This is a genomic window from Sphingomonas paeninsulae (assembly GCF_003660165.1).
Lineage (GTDB): Bacteria > Pseudomonadota > Alphaproteobacteria > Sphingomonadales > Sphingomonadaceae > Sphingomonas_O > Sphingomonas_O paeninsulae.
On record NZ_CP032829.1, the window covers coordinates 2,137,945 to 2,154,303 of the forward strand.

General features: G+C 61.0%; 14 protein-coding genes and 1 pseudogene. All 15 read left to right on the top strand.

Translation table 11 applies throughout. The features are described 5' to 3' along the window. Positions 1-56 precede the first annotated feature (56 nt). The 15 genes and pseudogenes from D3Y57_RS15915 (at position 57) to murB (ending at position 16,349) form a co-directional block, all read left to right on the top strand. Positions 57-1,250: a glycosyltransferase family 87 protein gene (locus tag D3Y57_RS15915; RefSeq protein WP_121154137.1), complete on the top strand. Its 1,194-nt coding sequence runs from the start codon at positions 57-59 to the stop codon at positions 1,248-1,250. An 80-nt stretch (positions 1,251-1,330) separates the two neighbouring features. Further along, positions 1,331-2,320, top strand: coding sequence for a cysteine synthase A (locus tag D3Y57_RS15920; protein ID WP_121154139.1), 990 nt, complete (start codon positions 1,331-1,333; stop codon positions 2,318-2,320). A 74-nt stretch (positions 2,321-2,394) separates the two neighbouring features. Beyond that, positions 2,395-2,655: a hypothetical protein gene (locus D3Y57_RS15925; protein WP_121156060.1), complete on the top strand. Its 261-nt coding sequence runs from the start codon at positions 2,395-2,397 to the stop codon at positions 2,653-2,655. 322 nt (positions 2,656-2,977) lie between these two features. Then, positions 2,978-3,493, top strand: a complete 516-nt coding sequence (locus D3Y57_RS15930; protein WP_121154141.1) for a division/cell wall cluster transcriptional repressor MraZ — start codon at positions 2,978-2,980, stop codon at positions 3,491-3,493. Further along, positions 3,459-4,376 carry a 16S rRNA (cytosine(1402)-N(4))-methyltransferase RsmH gene (gene rsmH, locus D3Y57_RS15935; protein WP_121154143.1) on the top strand — a complete coding sequence of 306 codons (918 nt, stop codon included), beginning with the start codon at positions 3,459-3,461 and terminating at the stop codon, positions 4,374-4,376. Before D3Y57_RS15930 ends, rsmH begins: the two co-directional genes overlap by 35 nt. A gap of 13 nt (positions 4,377-4,389) precedes the next feature. Further along, a complete protein-coding gene (locus D3Y57_RS15940; protein ID WP_121154145.1) occupies positions 4,390-4,944 on the top strand; it encodes a hypothetical protein in 555 nt (184 codons plus the stop codon). Beyond that, positions 4,941-6,635 (top strand): peptidoglycan D,D-transpeptidase FtsI family protein, encoded by a 1,695-nt coding sequence (locus D3Y57_RS15945; protein WP_205590076.1) that lies wholly within the window; start codon positions 4,941-4,943, stop codon positions 6,633-6,635. Before D3Y57_RS15940 ends, D3Y57_RS15945 begins: the two co-directional genes overlap by 4 nt. Next, complete coding sequence (locus D3Y57_RS15950; RefSeq protein ID WP_121154147.1) at positions 6,635-8,077, top strand: UDP-N-acetylmuramoyl-L-alanyl-D-glutamate--2,6-diaminopimelate ligase; 1,443 nt, start codon at positions 6,635-6,637, stop codon at positions 8,075-8,077. The genes D3Y57_RS15945 and D3Y57_RS15950 overlap by 1 nt, the downstream gene beginning before the upstream one ends. After that, on the top strand, positions 8,074-9,441 hold the full coding sequence (locus D3Y57_RS15955; RefSeq protein ID WP_121154149.1) for a UDP-N-acetylmuramoyl-tripeptide--D-alanyl-D-alanine ligase: 1,368 nt from the start codon (positions 8,074-8,076) through the stop codon (positions 9,439-9,441). Before D3Y57_RS15950 ends, D3Y57_RS15955 begins: the two co-directional genes overlap by 4 nt. Further along, positions 9,441-10,510: pseudogene (gene mraY, locus D3Y57_RS15960) on the top strand (phospho-N-acetylmuramoyl-pentapeptide-transferase). Before D3Y57_RS15955 ends, mraY begins: the two are co-directional and overlap by 1 nt. Next, the gene (locus tag D3Y57_RS15965) at positions 10,507-11,724 is read left to right on the top strand and encodes a Mur ligase family protein (RefSeq protein WP_121154151.1); all 1,218 of its coding nucleotides are present in this window, start codon (positions 10,507-10,509) and stop codon (positions 11,722-11,724) included. The pseudogene mraY and the gene D3Y57_RS15965 overlap by 4 nt, the downstream one beginning before the upstream one ends. Beyond that, positions 11,721-12,917 (top strand): FtsW/RodA/SpoVE family cell cycle protein, encoded by a 1,197-nt coding sequence (locus tag D3Y57_RS15970; RefSeq protein WP_121154153.1) that lies wholly within the window; start codon positions 11,721-11,723, stop codon positions 12,915-12,917. Before D3Y57_RS15965 ends, D3Y57_RS15970 begins: the two co-directional genes overlap by 4 nt. Then, positions 12,914-14,053 carry an undecaprenyldiphospho-muramoylpentapeptide beta-N-acetylglucosaminyltransferase gene (murG, locus tag D3Y57_RS15975; protein WP_121154155.1) on the top strand — a complete coding sequence of 380 codons (1,140 nt, stop codon included), beginning with the start codon at positions 12,914-12,916 and terminating at the stop codon, positions 14,051-14,053. Before D3Y57_RS15970 ends, murG begins: the two co-directional genes overlap by 4 nt. Next, a complete protein-coding gene (murC, locus tag D3Y57_RS15980) occupies positions 14,050-15,456 on the top strand; it encodes a UDP-N-acetylmuramate--L-alanine ligase (protein ID WP_121154157.1) in 1,407 nt (468 codons plus the stop codon). The genes murG and murC overlap by 4 nt, the downstream gene beginning before the upstream one ends. Further along, entirely contained in the window at positions 15,453-16,349 is an 897-nt protein-coding gene (murB, locus tag D3Y57_RS15985; protein WP_121154159.1) for a UDP-N-acetylmuramate dehydrogenase, read from the top strand. The genes murC and murB overlap by 4 nt, the downstream gene beginning before the upstream one ends. Positions 16,350-16,359: the final 10 nt, after the last annotated feature.

The window sequence follows — 16,359 nt, forward strand, 5'->3', positions numbered from 1 at the left end:
CGGGAGGTGGGGGCTCGTTAACCATTATTTGGATTGCTCTGGCTTATCGATGGTCGATGATAAAAACTTTGGCAGAGAACCCGGTGGCACGCGGCAATTGGGTGACAAGCGCGCGCGTGCAAATGTTCGCCACGCTGTCGCTAATCGGGACGATCGGCGCGGTCGCCTATCTTTTCCTGACTGCGCACGGGACGGTCGATTCGTTCGGGCGGCCACTCGGTACCGATTTTTCCAACGTCTGGACGGCGGGCCGGATGGCGCTGGAGAGGCGAGCGCCGCTGGCATGGGACTGGCCGACGCACTTCGCAGCGCAGCAACTGGCTCATCATAAAGCCAACATTCCTTTCTATGGCTGGCACTATCCGCCGCCGTTCCTGCTGATCGCGGCGTTGCTGGCCCTCGTGCCCTATATTCCGGCTCTGATCGTCTGGCAGGCATCGACGCTCGCTCTGGCGCTGTTGACGGTGCGCAAGATCCTTCCATCGCCCGGAACCACGCTGGCGGCGCTCGGCGCGCCGGTTGTGCTGGTCTGCCTTGGTCACGGTCATAATGGCTTTCTGACGGCCGCATTGCTGGGCGGTGGGCTGCTCCTGCTCGACCGGCGTCCTTTTGTCGCGGGCCTGTTGCTGGGCTGTATCGTCTATAAGCCGCAGTTCGGGCTGGTTCTGCCGGTCGTACTGCTGCTGGGCGGCCACTGGCGCGCAATCTGTGGGGCGTTGTTGTCGGCAGGATTGCTTTGCGCATTGACGCTGGCGTTGTGGGGGTGGCCGGTCTGGGCTGCGTTCATCCACTCGCTGCCGCTGACGCAATCGGTCATTATCGAACAGGGAGCGACTGGCTGGGAGAAAATCCAGAGCGCATTTTCCGCAGCGCGAAACTGGGGAGCGGGTATTTCGCTGGCCTGGGGCATTCAGACGGTGGTGACTGTCGCGGCCATTATCGGCACGATGGCCGTTTCACGCGGCACGCGCCCGTTCGTTCGCAACGCTATGGTCATTGCGGCCGCGCTGCTGTCGACACCCTATTTGCTCGACTATGATCTCGTTCCCCTTGGCATGGCGATTGCGTTTCTTGTGGTGGATGGCCGTGAACGGGGGTTTTTGCCCTATGAAAAGACTATGTTGGCCTTTGTCTGGATCGTACCTCTCTTTGGTCGCGCATTGATGAGTCTGACAACGGTTCCGCTCGGCTTCCTGTCGATTGCCGCAATATTCCTGATTGCCCTTCGCCGTTCGCGGTCGATCACTTAAGTCTGGCCGAAACGCGGCCTTTTGGGTGGGCAAGCTGGCTTTGCTTGCTGCAACCCCGGCGGCGCGGCTAGAGAGCGACCATGACCATCGTCCGCGACACCATTTCACTTATCGGCAACACCCCGCTCGTGCGGTTGAATGGCGCGAGCGACGCTACGGGTTGCGAGATTCTCGCCAAGTGCGAGTTTACCAATCCGGGCGCATCGATCAAGGATCGCGCCGCCCTGTTCATCGTGCAGGACGCGGAGGAATCGGGTGCGCTGCGGCCCGGCGGTACGATCGTAGAGGGTACGGCGGGCAATACCGGCATTGGTCTCGCGCTCGTTGGTAATGCGAAGGGGTATAAGACGATCATCGTCATGCCTGAAACACAGAGCCGCGAGAAAATGGATACTTTGCGCGCGCTGGGGGCAGAGCTTGTGCTGGTTCCTGCAGCGCCCTTTTCCAACCCGGGGCATTTCGTCCACACATCGCGCAGGATCGCCGAGGAAACCGATGGTGCGATCTGGTCAAATCAGTTCGACAACATATCGAACCGTCGCGCGCATATCGTTGGAACGGCAGAAGAAATCTGGACGCAGACCGATGGGCGAATTGACGGTTTCGTTTGCGCAGTCGGAACCGGCGGCACGCTGGCAGGCGTCGGCCTCGGCTTGAAAGCAAAAAACGAAAAAATCGTTATTGCTTTGGCCGACCCGCATGGCGCGGCGCTGTATAATTATTACGCGCACGGTGAGTTGAAAGCCGAAGGCGAGTCGGTTGCGGAAGGGATCGGGCAGGGGCGCATCACCGCCAATCTGGAGGGCGCGCCGATCGACACACAGTTCCGTATTTCCGACGAGGAGGGACTTGAGCAGGTCGCTGCGCTGCTTCGTGACGAGGGGCTTTGTCTTGGCCTGTCCTCCGGGATCAACGTTGCGGGTGCGATCAGGCTGGCCCGTGAGCTGGGGCCGGGCAAGACCATTGTCACTATCCTGTGCGACACCGGCTTTCGTTACCTGTCGACGCTTTATAATGCCGACTGGCTGCGCGCGAAGGGATTGACCGTTCTCCCTTGGCTTGAACGTTAGTCCTCCCTATTTTCAGGTTTATGGTCCGTGACCGTCCTAACAGTCCGCTGCGGCGTGACAACACGCAGGAGCCAATGCAGCGCATTCGTGTGGGCGTGACCGGACTTGCGGCGGTTGTCCTGATCGTCCTGCTGGCGGCAGCAATTGCGACGAGCGTTCGCCGTACCGCGAACATGAACGCGCCGGGGGCAACCGCGCCGTTGGCGACGGGGCCTAAGTCCACCAATTCGAAAACTGTCGATCCAGATTCAGAGCCATTGGCTCAACTGGGCGTCGCGCCGGGGGCGAATGATCGCAAGGACTTGTCCGATGCCCCTGAAAAGCGGGCGAATTAGGCGGGCCGACTCAGCCTGTTAAGGCCGTCTCGCAATTCTGAAGAACAGTCCGCCACGGCATTACAATTCCGGCTATTCAATAAATGACCCTGAAAACTCGTTGTTGTTTTAAGAAAACGTGAAGAACATAACCAGAACCCGCCAATTTTATTGACGATTTCCCCGTTTTACCCGTGAAAACCCGTTGTGAACCGCGATATCCCCTGATACGTCTGCTTCTCAAGAGGCGGGGTCGTCTGCACGCAAACAGTTCAAACATCGCGAAAAACACATGTCGCGATGAGCGGCGGAGCTTTGCCTCTTTAGAGCAGGGAAACAGGCTTTGGCCGATCGGGGATTGTTCAGAGGTTACGCGCTGCAGGCGATCGACGGCAAAGGCCGTGTCGCTATCCCAGCACCTCTGCGCGCCGTCATCGAACGCAACAATGGCGACCGCGTCCTCCTGATTTCCAAACATGATGCTGACCCCTGCCTGACCGGATACGATCGCGGCTGGTCCGATCTGCTTCACGCCAAACTCGATCGCGATGAGACTCGTGCGCTGGATGCGGGCAAGGATGTCGATCGTCACAATATCGCACGCCGGGCCTTCGGTTCGGTCGATGAGGTGCCCTTCGATGCGTCGGGGCGCTTCATCCTGCCGCCGTTCTTTCGCAGCAAAGGCAAGCTCGAAGACCTCGCTTTCTTCATTGGCACCGGTGACACGTTCGAAATCTGGAACCCCACAGTTTTGATCGAAACGCCTGGTGTGGACGAAGACCTGAAGGACATGGTTCGTTTCTGCCTCGAACAGCGGGGGCGGCATGACCGCGCCGCATATTCCCGTCCTCCTCGATGAAGTCCTGACCGCGCTGGCAATTCAGCCGGGTGAACGGCATGTCGACGGCACTTATGGTGCCGGCGGTTATACGGCTGCGATGCTTGATCAGGGCGCGGATGTCACCGCGTTCGACCGTGATCCTGATGCGATTGCCGCTGCAACTCCGCATGACCGGCTGACTTTGGTTCAGGATCGTTTCTCGCAACTCGATCAGGCTGGCCCCGTCGATGGTGTCGTCCTCGATATCGGTGTGTCGTCGATGCAGATCGACCAGCCGACGCGCGGCTTTTCGTTTCAGTCCGAAGGGCCGCTCGATATGCGGATGGAGCAGGCTGGCCCAAGCGCTGCCGATTTCCTGAATACTGCCGACGAAGCCGAAATCGCCGACATCATTTACACGCTGGGTGACGAGAAGAAATCGCGGCGCATTGCTCATGCCATCGTCGATGCGCGGCCGCTGAAGACGACAATGGACTTGTCTCGGGCCGTCCGTCGCGCGGTCGGTCATAAGCCCGGCGAGAAGAAAGATCCCGCGACGCGCACGTTTCAGGCGATCAGGATGCACATCAATCGGGAGTTGGGAGAGCTGGAAGACGGCCTTGCCGCCGCCGAGCGCGCATTGAAGCCCGGTGGTCGGCTGGCCGTCGTAACCTTCCACAGTCTCGAAGATCGCATGGTGAAGCTGTTTCTGCGTCGTCGTTCGGGTGGAGAGCCTTCCGGGTCGCGCCATCTCCCCGCCGTGGCCGCCGTTCGTGCCCCCAGCTTCGAAGCGGTCGGTAAGCCCGTTCGGGCAACGGACGCCGAAATCGACCGCAATCCGCGTGCGCGCTCCGCCACGCTTCGTTCCGCACGCCGCACCGCCGCTCCCGCATGGTCTAGCCACGAAAGCCTCACCTCATGATTGGCCAAACCCTATGATTGGACAACGTTTCCGCTCGCTCGGCTGGGTTGCCGGTGTCGCCACCGCCGCGACCTGCCTCTATCTTGTCTCGCTTCAGGTCGCCGCCGAACGTGGCAAGCTGGAAGCGGTGGAGCATCAGATTGCATCGGCGCAGCGCGATATGCGCCAGCTCCAGACTGAACTCGGCACGCGTGCTTCGCTTCGCCAGCTTGAGAAGTGGAACGGCGATGTGCTGGCGCTTTCCGCTCCGAAGGCGCAACAGTTCCTGCATAGTGAAGCTCAGCTCGCCTCGCTCGGTTCAGGAGCCATTGATGACGGTACGCCTAATGCGCCGCCTGCAGTCATGAATGCCTCGTTCGAATCCGCTTCTGTCCCCACAACGCCAGTCGCTGCGCCCGCACCCAAGAGTACGGCTGAACCCGCCCGTGCGCGCGCCGGGTTCCAGCGCGCAATATTTGTAAAGCCAGCCCTGTCTCCTCGCACTCAACGTGTTGCGATGCTCGATGCAAAGATACTCGGTGACATTGACCGCTCTGCGGCTGCAGAGGAGCGCCGCAAGCGTCCGTGACAACATTGGTCGCCCAACCCCCGCGGATACGCCACCAGGACCAGCGACAGGCGTCGCTGGTCGTCGCACATCAGCGCCTGATGATGTTGATGCTGCTGTTCGGTGCCGTCAGCCTGCTGATCGCGGGTCGACTCGTCTGGCTGTCGGTGTTTCATGACGCGAAGGTGTCTTCGAGTATTTCCAGCATGTTGCCCAATCGCGGCGACATCGTCGATCGCAATGGTCAGGTGCTGGCGCGGACGATCGATGCTTGGTCAATCGGGGTCCATGCGAACAAATTGCTGAACGACCCGAAAGATGTCGCGGCAAAGCTGGCCGCTCTGATGCCGGAAAAGACCGAAGCGCAATATCTCGCCATTCTGCGGTCGGGCGTGCGTTTCACCTATCTGCGCCGTCGCGCCATGCCCGATCTGGTGGCTCAGGTGAACGCGATCGGTGAACCGGCAATGGCCTATGCCCGCGAACCCGAACGGCTCTATCCTCAGACGACGCTCGCCGCTCATGTCATCGGCTACACCGATTTCGACGGGCGTGGCGTCTCGGGCATGGAACGCGTGCTGAATGATAAGCTGTCGAATGCCCATAATCGCGCGAACGCCATCGCCCTGTCGATCGATGCGCGCGTGCAGGCGATTATGGAAAGCGAAATGTCGGCTGCGATGGTCGATCAGCAGGCAAAGGGCGCGACCGGCATCGTGCTCGACGTTCACACTGGCGAAGTGATCGCAATGGCGTCGCTGCCGGTCTATAATCCGAACAAGCCCGGTGAGGGACCGGACGAAGCGCGCCGCAACAATGTGACGCAGAGTGTTTATGAGCTTGGCTCGACTTTCAAACCGATCACCATAGCCAATGCGCTCGACACCGGGGTCGTCCCTTCGCTGGCGAAACGATATGATGCGACCGCACCGTTGAAAGTCGGCCGCTTTACGATCCATGACGAACATTCGGCGGGACGGTGGCTCAACGTCATCGAAACCTTGATCATGTCATCGAACATTGTAACCGCGCGCATCGCCGATGAATTGGGTGAAACGCGGACCGCCAGCCTGTTCCACAAACTTCACTTCGACACTGCGCCCGACATCGAACTGAAAGAGCGCGGCCGCCCGATCTGGCCGACCTATTGGGGACGGACGACGGTCATGACGATCGGCTTTGGTCATGGCATGGCGGTCACCCCGCTGCATCTCGCCACGGCTTATGCAGCGCTGGTTAACGGCGGCATCTTCCGTCCCTCGACGCTGCTGAAGATAGCGCCGGGCAAGGCTCCGCAGGGTACTCGCGTGTTCTCACAGGCGACCAGCGACAAGATGCGCCAGCTTCTCCGCATGATCGTCCTCGACGGCACTGGTCGCAAGGCCGACGTCGACGGTCTCCGCGTCGGCGGCAAAACCGGAACAGCCGACAAAGCCAATGGCGGCGGTTACAACCGGCATTCGACGGTATCCACGTTCGCCGCCGCTTTCCCGATGGATGCGCCGCGTTATGTGGTGGTGACGATGCTCGATGAGCCCAAGGGCAGCGCCGCTTCGGCCGGTCAGCGAACGGCCGGGTGGGTGGTCGCACCGGCAACCAGCAAGATCATTTCGCGCATCGGTCCGTTGCTGGGTGTCATGCCCGACAACAGTAAGGACATTGACGTGAGTGCGCTTGCGCCTCTGGTCTGGAAACCGAAGGCCGGGAACTGATGCGGCTCGATACGCTCCTTGAGACGGTCGGCCTCGAGAGCATAGCGCCACAGGAAGTGACGGGGTTTGCGATCGACCATCGTAAAGTCGCACCCGGCACGGTGTTCGGCGCATTCAAGGGTGCCCGGTTCAACGGTGAGGACTATATTCCCGCGGCCATCGCTGCGGGCGCTATAGCGGTCGTGACCTGCGCCGGGGTGGAAGTGGACGGTGCGGTTGCGGTGATCGCCGACGAACCACGCCGCACATTTGCGCTGCTGGCGGCAAAATTCTTTGCGCCGTTTCCGAGAACCACGGTCGCGGTGACCGGTACCAACGGTAAGACTTCGACCGTAGAGCTGACCCGCCAGCTTTGGCGGATGGCGGGCCATCATGCCGCGAGCATCGGGACGCTGGGTGTCACGACGGGCGACGAGACGGTTACGACCGGACTGACGACCCCGGACATCGTGACCTTCCTGAGCAATATGGCGGGCCTCGCACGCGAAGGCGTGACGCACGCAGCTTTCGAGGCATCGAGCCACGGCTTGCACCAATATCGTACGGAGGGGCTGCCCGTTGCCGCCGCCGGTTTCACCAATCTCAGCCGCGATCACCTCGACTATCACGGTGACATGGCGGCCTATCTGACCGCCAAGCTGCGGCTGTTTTCCGAAGTTGTCGACCCGAACGGCATCGCGGTGATCTGGCAAGACGATGAAGCGTCCGACCGGGTCATCGACCTTGCGCGCGAACGTGGCTTGCAGTTGATGGGCATCGGTACGCGCGGCGCAACGCTGCGTTTGATCAGCCGTATTCCGACACAACTGGGCCAGACGCTGACGGTCGTCCATGAGGATGTCGAGCATAAGATTATGCTGCCGTTGATCGGCGCTTATCAGGCCGCCAACGCCCTGATGGCGGCTGGTCTGGTGATTGCGACGGGCGGGAATCCCATGACAACCCTGGCCAATCTGTCGCGACTGCAACCGGTCCGTGGACGGCTGGAGCGGGCGGTCATCACTCGTGCGGGCGCACCGGTCTATGTCGATTATGCCCATACGCCCGATGCTCTGGCAGCAGCGATCAGTGCGCTGAAACCCCATGCCGTCGGTCGCCTGATCCTTGTCATGGGCGCGGGTGGCGATCGTGATGCCGGTAAGCGCCCTGAAATGGGCCTGATTGCCGAAGCAATGGCCGACCGCGTTATCGTGACAGACGATAATCCCCGCAGCGAAGACCCCGAAGCCATCCGCCATGCAATCATGTCGAAAGCACCCGAAGCCACCGAAATCGGGGACCGCCGCCGGGCCATCGCCGCGGCCATTGCCGAGGCCGGACCGGGCGATATCGTCCTGATCGCGGGCAAGGGGCATGAAACCGGGCAAGTGGTCGGTGCCGGAGACGATCAGCGCATATTGCCGTTCGACGATGTTCAGGTTGCGCGGGACTGTGCGGCATGACCGCACTCTGGACTTCTGAAGCCATAGCTAAGGCAATCGGCGGTGTGGCATCCGAATCCTTTGCCGCAACCGGTGTCGCATTCGATTCCCGTGAGATTGGGGCTGGCGACCTGTTCGTCGCAATGCCCGGTGAAGTCACCGATGGGCACCGCTTCATCGAAGGTGCATTTGCGCACGGAGCATCGGGCGCGATCGTTTCGCAGCCCGTTGCACATCCACATATATTGGTGGCCGATACAGCCGCCGTACTGGACGCCCTGGGGGTCGCATCCCGGCGGAGAACGGCAGCAAAGATTGCCGGAGTAACGGGGTCGGTTGGAAAGACCGGCACCAAGGAAGCGCTGGCCGCCGCCCTCGGGCGGTGGCCGGACACTAAAGTCCACAAATCGGTCAAGAGCTACAACAACCACACGGGCGTACCTCTCAGCCTGTCGCGGATGGCCGCCGACAGCGATTTTGCGGTGTTCGAGATGGGAATGAACCACGCGGGCGAACTGTCGGGGCTGACCCGTATGGTGCGTCCGCATGTTGCTATCGTCACCGCAATTGCTCCGGCGCACATCGAATTCTTTGCATCGGAAGCGGCGATTGCCGATGCGAAGGCTGAAATCTTTCAGGGGATCGAACCCGGCGGCACGGCGATTATCCCGTTCGATAGCCCTCACCGTGATCGGCTGGTCGGACACGCCCGTGAGCTTGGCGTTCATGTCGTGACGTTCGGGATGGGCACCGGGGCAGATGTCCACGCGCGCGAAGCCATGCCGACGGCGGGCGGCACGCTCATCACTGCGACTTTGCCGGATGCCGAACTGTGCTTCACTGTCGGACAGGTGGGCGACCACTGGGTGTCCAATGCGCTTGCGGTTATCGCGGCGGTGCAGGCGCTCGGTGGCGATCTGGCGGCTGCGGGGCTGGCGCTGGCCGAACTGGAGGGGCTTGCCGGACGTGGCGCACGTAAAACTATCCGCGCCGGAAGTGGAACCGCGCTGCTGATTGACGAAAGCTATAATGCCAATGCGGCATCGATGGTCGCGACGCTGGCCGTCCTTGGTCGCCAGACTGCGACGCGCCGCATTGCCGTTCTTGGTGAGATGCGCGAGCTTGGCACCGAAAGCGAACGTCTCCATGCCGCGATCGCCGAGCCGCTGCTGGCAGCCAACGTCGATTTTGCACTTCTCGTCGGACCGGGCATGGTCGCACTCGCCAAGGCGCTTGAGGGGAGGGTGGAGTTCCGCCATGTGCCCGACGCCGCCGCTGCGCGCGACCTGATCGAGTCGGTCATTGCCCCCGGCGATGCGATCCTCGTCAAGGGATCGAACGGGGTCGGCCTTTCCACGCTTGTCGATGCTCTGGGGGCTGCCTGATGCTTTATGTAATCGCCGATATGATGGGCTTCCCCGGCGTCCTGAATCTGTTGCGATATTTAAGCTTTCGCACCGGAGGCGCTGTAACCACGGCTCTTGTTCTCGGCTTGTTGATCGGCCCGCGCTTCATCGGCTGGCTCCGTGTGCGTCAGGGCAAGGGGCAGCCGATCCGCGCCGATGGTCCTGCTACGCACCTTGCAAAAGTCGGCACCCCGACGATGGGCGGGCTGATGATCCTGACCTCGCTTGGTGTTTCCAGCCTGTTGTGGATGGACTTGACCAACCCCTATGTCTGGGCCTGCATCCTCGTCACTTTCGGCTTCGGAGCCATCGGCTTCATGGACGATTGGGACAAAGTGCGGAAAAACAGCCATGCTGGCGTGTCTGGCCGCGTTCGTTTGCTGGGTGAGTTCGCCATTGCGATCATCGCCGCATGGATTATCACAAAGCATAACGGCACCGAACTTTATGTGCCGTTTTTCAGCAGTTTTCACCCCGATCTCGGTGTTTTCTACATCCTGTTTGCCGCATTCACGATGGTCGCGTTCGGTAATGCGGTGAACCTGACCGATGGTCTGGACGGACTGGCGACGATGCCGGTCATCATCGCCAGTGTTGCTTTCATGACGATCGTTTACCTCGCAGGTAACGCCAAGTTTGCCGTCTATCTCGGCATCCCGCACGTTCCCGGAGCCGGTGATCTGGCGATCTTCTGCGGCGGCATCGTCGGGGCGGGCCTTGCGTTCCTATGGTTCAACGCTCCCCCGGCAGCAGTGTTCATGGGTGACACCGGCAGCCTCGCTCTCGGCGGCGCTCTTGGTGCAATCGCGGTAACCGCGCACCATGAGATCGTGCTGGGGATCATCGGGGGCTGTTCGTCGTCGAGGCGATGTCGGTTATCATTCAGGTGTTCTTCTACAAGCGCACGGGCAAGCGTGTGTTCAAAATGGCACCGATCCACCATCATTTCGAACAACTCGGCTGGGCCGAGGCAACGGTTGTCATCCGTTTCTGGATCATCAGCTTCGTGCTGGCGCTCGCGGGTCTCGCGACCCTGAAACTCAGGTGATCACCAGCACCGCCTTTCGCGGCAAACGCTATGCGGTGCTTGGACTTGCGCGTTCGGGACGGGCGACTGTCGATGCTCTGCTGACGAGCGGGGCGGAGGTTGTTGCGTGGGATTCGAATGAGGATGCGCGTGAGGCGCTTGTCAGGAACGCCGAGCTTAGTTTCGCCGACCCACTCGAAACCGATCTGACCGGTTTCGCAGGCGTCGTCGTATCCCCCGGCGTCCCCCTGAACCGCCATCCCATCGCGGCTCATGCCGCAAAGTTTGGCGTACCCGTAATCGGTGACATCGAACTTTTCGCTCAGGGCCGTGCCGAACTGCCTCCGCATAAGGTTGTCGGCATCACTGGGACTAACGGCAAATCAACCACGACCGCGCTGGTGCATCACATCCTGCAATCGTCGGGCGTGCCGACGATGATGGGCGGCAACATCGGGCTGCCGATTCTTGGGCAGGAGCCGTTGCCGACAGGTGGCGTCTATGTGCTGGAACTGTCGAGCTACCAGATCGACCTGACGTTCTCGCTCGACTGCGACGTCGCTGTATTACTTAACATCACACCTGATCATCTCGATCGGTATGACGGGTTCGACGGCTATGCGGCATCGAAAGCGCGGCTCTTCGCGATGCAATCAACGGGGCACCCGGCAATCCGTGGTACAACGCCCACGCTCGATCAGTTCAACTGGGCTGCCTTGCAAGGGCCGCACAACGCCCAAAACGCAGCGGCGGCAATTGCTGTTTGCAAAGCTCTGGGCCTGACCGAAGCTCAAATCGAAACCGGCCTTCAGACCTACCCAGGCCTGCCACACCGCATGGAGCGCATTCGCGAGCGCGATGGCGTCCTCTATGTAAACGACAGCAAGGCAACCAACGCCACGTCGACCGCGCCAGCCCTCGCCGCTTATTCCCAAATCCTGTGGATACTCGGCGGGCAGGCAAAATCCGACGACCTCGACGCCTGCGCGCCCTATTTCGACCATGTGAAGACCGCGTTCGCCATCGGTCGCGATGGGCCGATGCTGGCAAACATTCTGCGTGACCAAATGCCGGTTGTTCACTGCGTCACGCTCGACGTTGCCGTCCATCGCGCATCGATGGCCGCGCACCCCGGCGATACGGTACTATTATCGCCAGCCTGCGCCTCATTCGATCAATTTACCGATTTCGAGGCGCGGGGCGACGCGTTTCGTGCTCTTGTGGAGGCACTGTGAACACACCTGCCGCCCGCATCCGATCATCGGTTTCCGCCCGCCTCGGTCGCTCGGATCGTTCTGCGTTCGGCCTGTGGTTCTGGGAAATCGACCGCTTCCTGCTGCTGCTCGTCTTCATTCTGATCTCGGTTGGACTGATCGCCGTCGCCGCCGCATCCCCAGCCGCAGCCGATCGCTATTCGGGGGGCAACGTCACCGTCGCACCGCTGCACTATTTCTGGCGACAGCTCGCATGGGTAGCACTCGGCATCCCTGTGATGATCGGTGTCTCGATGCTGCCAACACAAATCGCCCGTCGGTTCGCGCTCGGCGGTGCAGCGTTTTTCAGTTTAATGCTGGTGCTGGTTCCCCTGATCGGCTCGCAAACCAACGGTGCCCGGCGCTGGATCGGCTTTGGGCTCGCGCAGTTTCAGCCTTCCGAATTCCTGAAACCGTTTTTCGTCGTCAGCCTCGCTTGGCTGCTATCACTCCGCGCGCATGACCGCACTTTGCCCGTCATCCCGTTGTCCGGCCTCCTGACAGGGTTGGTTGCGGTGTTCCTGATGAAGCAGCCCGATTTCGGTCAGACGATCGTGTTCTTTACGATGTGGCTGGCCTTGTTGATGCTTTCGGGAATCTCGACCAAGATCATGGGCGTGCTCGGCGCTGCCGGGGTGGTCGGCATCGTGATGGCCTATCTGTTCTATCCGGTGGCAAAACTCCGCATCGACAACTTTCTGTTCAGCGAAGGCGACACCTATCAAACAGACAGCGCCCGTGCGACGCTGACGGCAGGTGGCTTTTTCGGAACGGGGCCGGGCGGTGGCGAAATGAAATTCCACCTTCCCGAAGCACACACTGACTATATTTTTTCGGTGATCGGCGAGGAATTCGGCCTGATCGCCTGCATCGCCATCGCAGTGTTGTTCCTTGCGATCGTAGTGCGGGTCTTCGTGAAACTGCTCGATGAGGAAGACCCGTTCATCGTCCTCGCCGCAGCGGGACTGACCACGCAGTTCGCCGTTCAGGCGCTGATCAACATGGCGGTCAACGTCAATCTCGCGCCGTCGAAGGGCATGACGTTGCCGTTTATCAGCTATGGCGGGTCGTCGATGATCGCACTTTCGATCGGCTTTGGGCTGCTGCTGGCGTTCACTCGTCGAAATCCGTATCTGACCCGCTCACCCTATGTCGTGCGCTGGAGCAAGAAGTGACGGTTAGTAAGCATTTCGTCCTGGCCGCAGGCGGCACGGGCGGTCATATGATCCCGGCGCACGCGTTGGCGGCGGAACTGATTTCGCGTGGCCACCGGGTTGCTCTAATCACCGACGCGCGCGGCGCAAAGATTCCGGGACTGTTCGACGGTGCACAGGTTCATACCCTGCCGGCCGGTCGCTTGACGAAAAACCCGTCGAGCTGGCCGGGCGCGGCAAAGGGCATTTACGACGGCCGCTCGATGGCGTTGCGCCTGTATGAATCGTTCGAGCCGTCGGCGGTGATCGGTTTCGGCGGCTATCCCGCTTTTCCCGCGCTGCTCGCCGCTCTGAAAGCAGGCGTGCCGACTGCTGTGCATGAACAGAATGCCGTCCTTGGCCGCGTCAACCGGCTGTTAGCCGGGCGTGTCGATGCCATTGCGACCGCTTATCCAAGCGTCGCGCGGATGAAGCCTGATTGGAACGGCAAAACCCATCTCGTCGGCAATCCTGTGCGAGAGGAAATCCTGAAAATCCGCGAACAGGACTTTCCGCCACTGGATGAGAACGGCATTTTCCGCGTGCTGGTCACTGGCGGAAGTCAGGGTGCCAGCATCTTGTCGCGCGTCGTGCCCGATGGTCTGGGGATGCTACCGCTGAACTTCCGCCGTCGTTTGCAAGTCACGCAGCAATGCCGTGCCGAGGATATCGAGGCAGTTCGCGCGCGCTATGTCCAATTGGGCGTGCCTGCCGATCTTGCCACTTATCTACCCGATCTGCCCGATCGGCTGAGCTGGTCACATCTGGTCATCGGACGTGCAGGGGCCTCGACCATCGCCGAACTGACCGCCGCTGGACGTCCGGCAATCCTGATCCCGTTGCCAAGCGCAACCGATGATCACCAGACTGCCAACGTCCGTGAGATGGTTGAGGCAGGCGGCGCGCGGTCGATTGCCGAACGTGATTTCTCCCCGGTCGAACTCGCCAAACAGATGCAGAAACTTGGTCTCGATCCGGCAGCGCTGGCAAATGCCGCGAGACGTGCGCGCGCTTGTGGGCGTCCCGAAGCAGGACGGGACCTGGCCGATTTGGTTGAAAGTCTGTCACCCGCAGCAATCCCGCCTGCGCCGATCAAATTGAAGCCCGCTTTCGCATGAGGGGCGTGGCAACCGACATTGGCACGATCCACTTCATCGGCATCGGCGGCATAGGCATGTCCGGCATTGCGGAGGTCATGCACAACCTTGGCTATAAGGTGCAGGGTTCGGACGTTTCCGAAGGCTATGTGATCGAGGGGCTGCGGAAGCGTGGCATCGACGTGAAGATCGGCCATTCCGCCGATAACCTTGGCGATGCTGTGGTTGTGGTCACTTCGACGGCAATCAAGCGCGGCAATCCTGAAGTCGAGCGCGCATTGGAAACGCGTGTGCCCGTTGTGCGTCGCGCCGAAATGCTGGCCGAACTGATGCGGCTGAAATCGACGGTTGCGGTTGCGGGAACACATGGCAAAACCACGACGACGTCGATGATCGCGGCGATGCTCGATGCGGGCGGGGTCGATCCGACCGTTATCAATGGCGGCATCATCAATAGCTATGGTTCGAACGCGCGACTCGGCGCCAGCGACTGGATGGTGGTCGAAGCGGACGAGAGCGACGGCAGTTTCCTGCGCCTCGATGGAACGATTGCGGTCGTCACCAATATCGATCCCGAGCACCTCGATCATTATGGTTCGTTTGACGCGGTAAAGGATGCGTTTGTCGAATTTATCGAGAACGTGCCCTTTTATGGAGCGGCGATCCTCTGCCTCGATCATCCCGAGGTTCAGGCTTTATTGCCGCGTATTCGTGATCGCCGGATCGTGACTTACGGCTTTAGCGCGCAAGCCGATGTGCGCGGTGTCAATGTTATACCGGGCAGCGGTGGCAACCGGTTCGAAGCGATGGTGCGGAGCCGTGATGGTAGCATCCGCAGCATAGAGGATATCGCGCTCCCCATGTCGGGCCGCCACAATGTCCAGAATGCGCTGGCGGCGATTGCTGTGGCGATCGAGCTCGGACTGGACGATGCGACGATTCAACAGGGGTTCGCTAAGTTCGGTGGCGTGAAGCGCCGTTTTACCAATGTCGGCGAAACCGAGGGTGTGACGATCATTGACGATTACGGCCATCATCCGGTCGAAATTCGAGCCGTCCTTTCGGCAGCGCGAGAGGGGGCGACAGGACGGGTGATCGCCGTCGTTCAGCCACACCGTTATACGCGGCTTGGTGGTCTGATCGACGATTTTGCTCAGGCGTTTAACGATGCCGACATGGTCTATGTCACGCCGGTCTATGCGGCGGGCGAGCTGCCGATCGAGGGGGTCAGCGCGGCTGCTCTGGTCGACAAACTGAGGCAACGCGGACACCGGGCGGCCGCGGAGATTGCCGATGCCGGGGCGCTGGCCCTGGCGCTGGCTGGAGAGGCTCAGCCGGGCGACATGGTCGTCTGCCTTGGGGCTGGCGATATCACGAAATGGGCGGCGGGACTTGCTGCGGGCATAGAGGGCGCGCGGCCATGACCCAGACGCTTGCCCCTGTCGAAGTGCGCGGTCGCCTGACCGCAAACGCTCCGCTTGCGCCGCTAGTGTGGTTTAAGACTGGCGGTCCGACCGATGAATTGTTCGAGCCAGCCGATGTTGCCGACCTGCAGGATTACCTGCGCGCAACGCCCGCTGATGTGTCAATCTGGCCGTTGGGGCTGGGGTCTAACCTGATTGTTCGCGACGGCGGTGTGCGGGGCATCACTGTGCGTCTTGGTAAGGCGTTTGCGAGCATCACAGTTGAGGGCAATACGCTCACCTGCGGAGCGGGAACTCCGGGCATTTCGGTGGCGAGCTATGCGCGCGACAATGCGATTGCCGGGCTTGAATTTCTGCGCGGGATACCGGGAACGGTCGGCGGCGCGGTGCGGATGAATGCGGGTGCCTATGGCCGCGAAGTGGCCGATTGTCTGGTCAGCGCCGATATCGTGCTGCGCTCGGGCGAACGGCGCGTGATCGCGGTCGATGATCTCGGCTACACCTATCGCCACTCTGAATTGCCCGACGGTGCGATCGTCGTGGGCGCGACCTTTGCCGGAGTGCCGGGGTCGCCCGCGATTATCGGTGCAGAAATGGATCGGATCGCGACAGAGCGGGAAGCCTCCCAGCCGTTGAGGAGCCGAACCGGGGGATCAACTTTCAAAAATCCTGAAGGTCAAAAGGCGTGGGCGCTGGTCGATGCGGCCGGGTGTCGCGGGCTGCGTCGTGGGGACGCGCAAGTGTCCGAGAAACATTGTAATTTTCTGCTGAACCTTGGGTCTGCGACGAGTGCGGAGATCGAGGCGCTGGGCGAGGAGGTTCGTGAGCGGGTGCTGGCGCATTCCGGTGTTACGCTCGAGTGGGAAATTCAACGAATTGGGGAAACGGCGTGAAGGTCGTGGT

Coding starts and splice junctions, on each gene's coding strand:
- D3Y57_RS15920 (WP_121154139.1), top strand. CDS start 1,331: ATGACCATCGTCCGCGACACCATTTCACTTATCGGCAACACCCCGCTC.
- D3Y57_RS15925 (WP_121156060.1), top strand. CDS start 2,395: ATGCAGCGCATTCGTGTGGGCGTGACCGGACTTGCGGCGGTTGTCCTG.
- D3Y57_RS15955 (WP_121154149.1), top strand. CDS start 8,074: ATGACCGCACTCTGGACTTCTGAAGCCATAGCTAAGGCAATCGGCGGT.
- rsmH (WP_121154143.1), top strand. CDS start 3,459: ATGACCGCGCCGCATATTCCCGTCCTCCTCGATGAAGTCCTGACCGCG.
- murC (WP_121154157.1), top strand. CDS start 14,050: ATGAGGGGCGTGGCAACCGACATTGGCACGATCCACTTCATCGGCATC.
- D3Y57_RS15915 (WP_121154137.1), top strand. CDS start 57: ATGATAAAAACTTTGGCAGAGAACCCGGTGGCACGCGGCAATTGGGTG.
- murB (WP_121154159.1), top strand. CDS start 15,453: ATGACCCAGACGCTTGCCCCTGTCGAAGTGCGCGGTCGCCTGACCGCA.
- D3Y57_RS15950 (WP_121154147.1), top strand. CDS start 6,635: ATGCGGCTCGATACGCTCCTTGAGACGGTCGGCCTCGAGAGCATAGCG.
- D3Y57_RS15940 (WP_121154145.1), top strand. CDS start 4,390: ATGATTGGACAACGTTTCCGCTCGCTCGGCTGGGTTGCCGGTGTCGCC.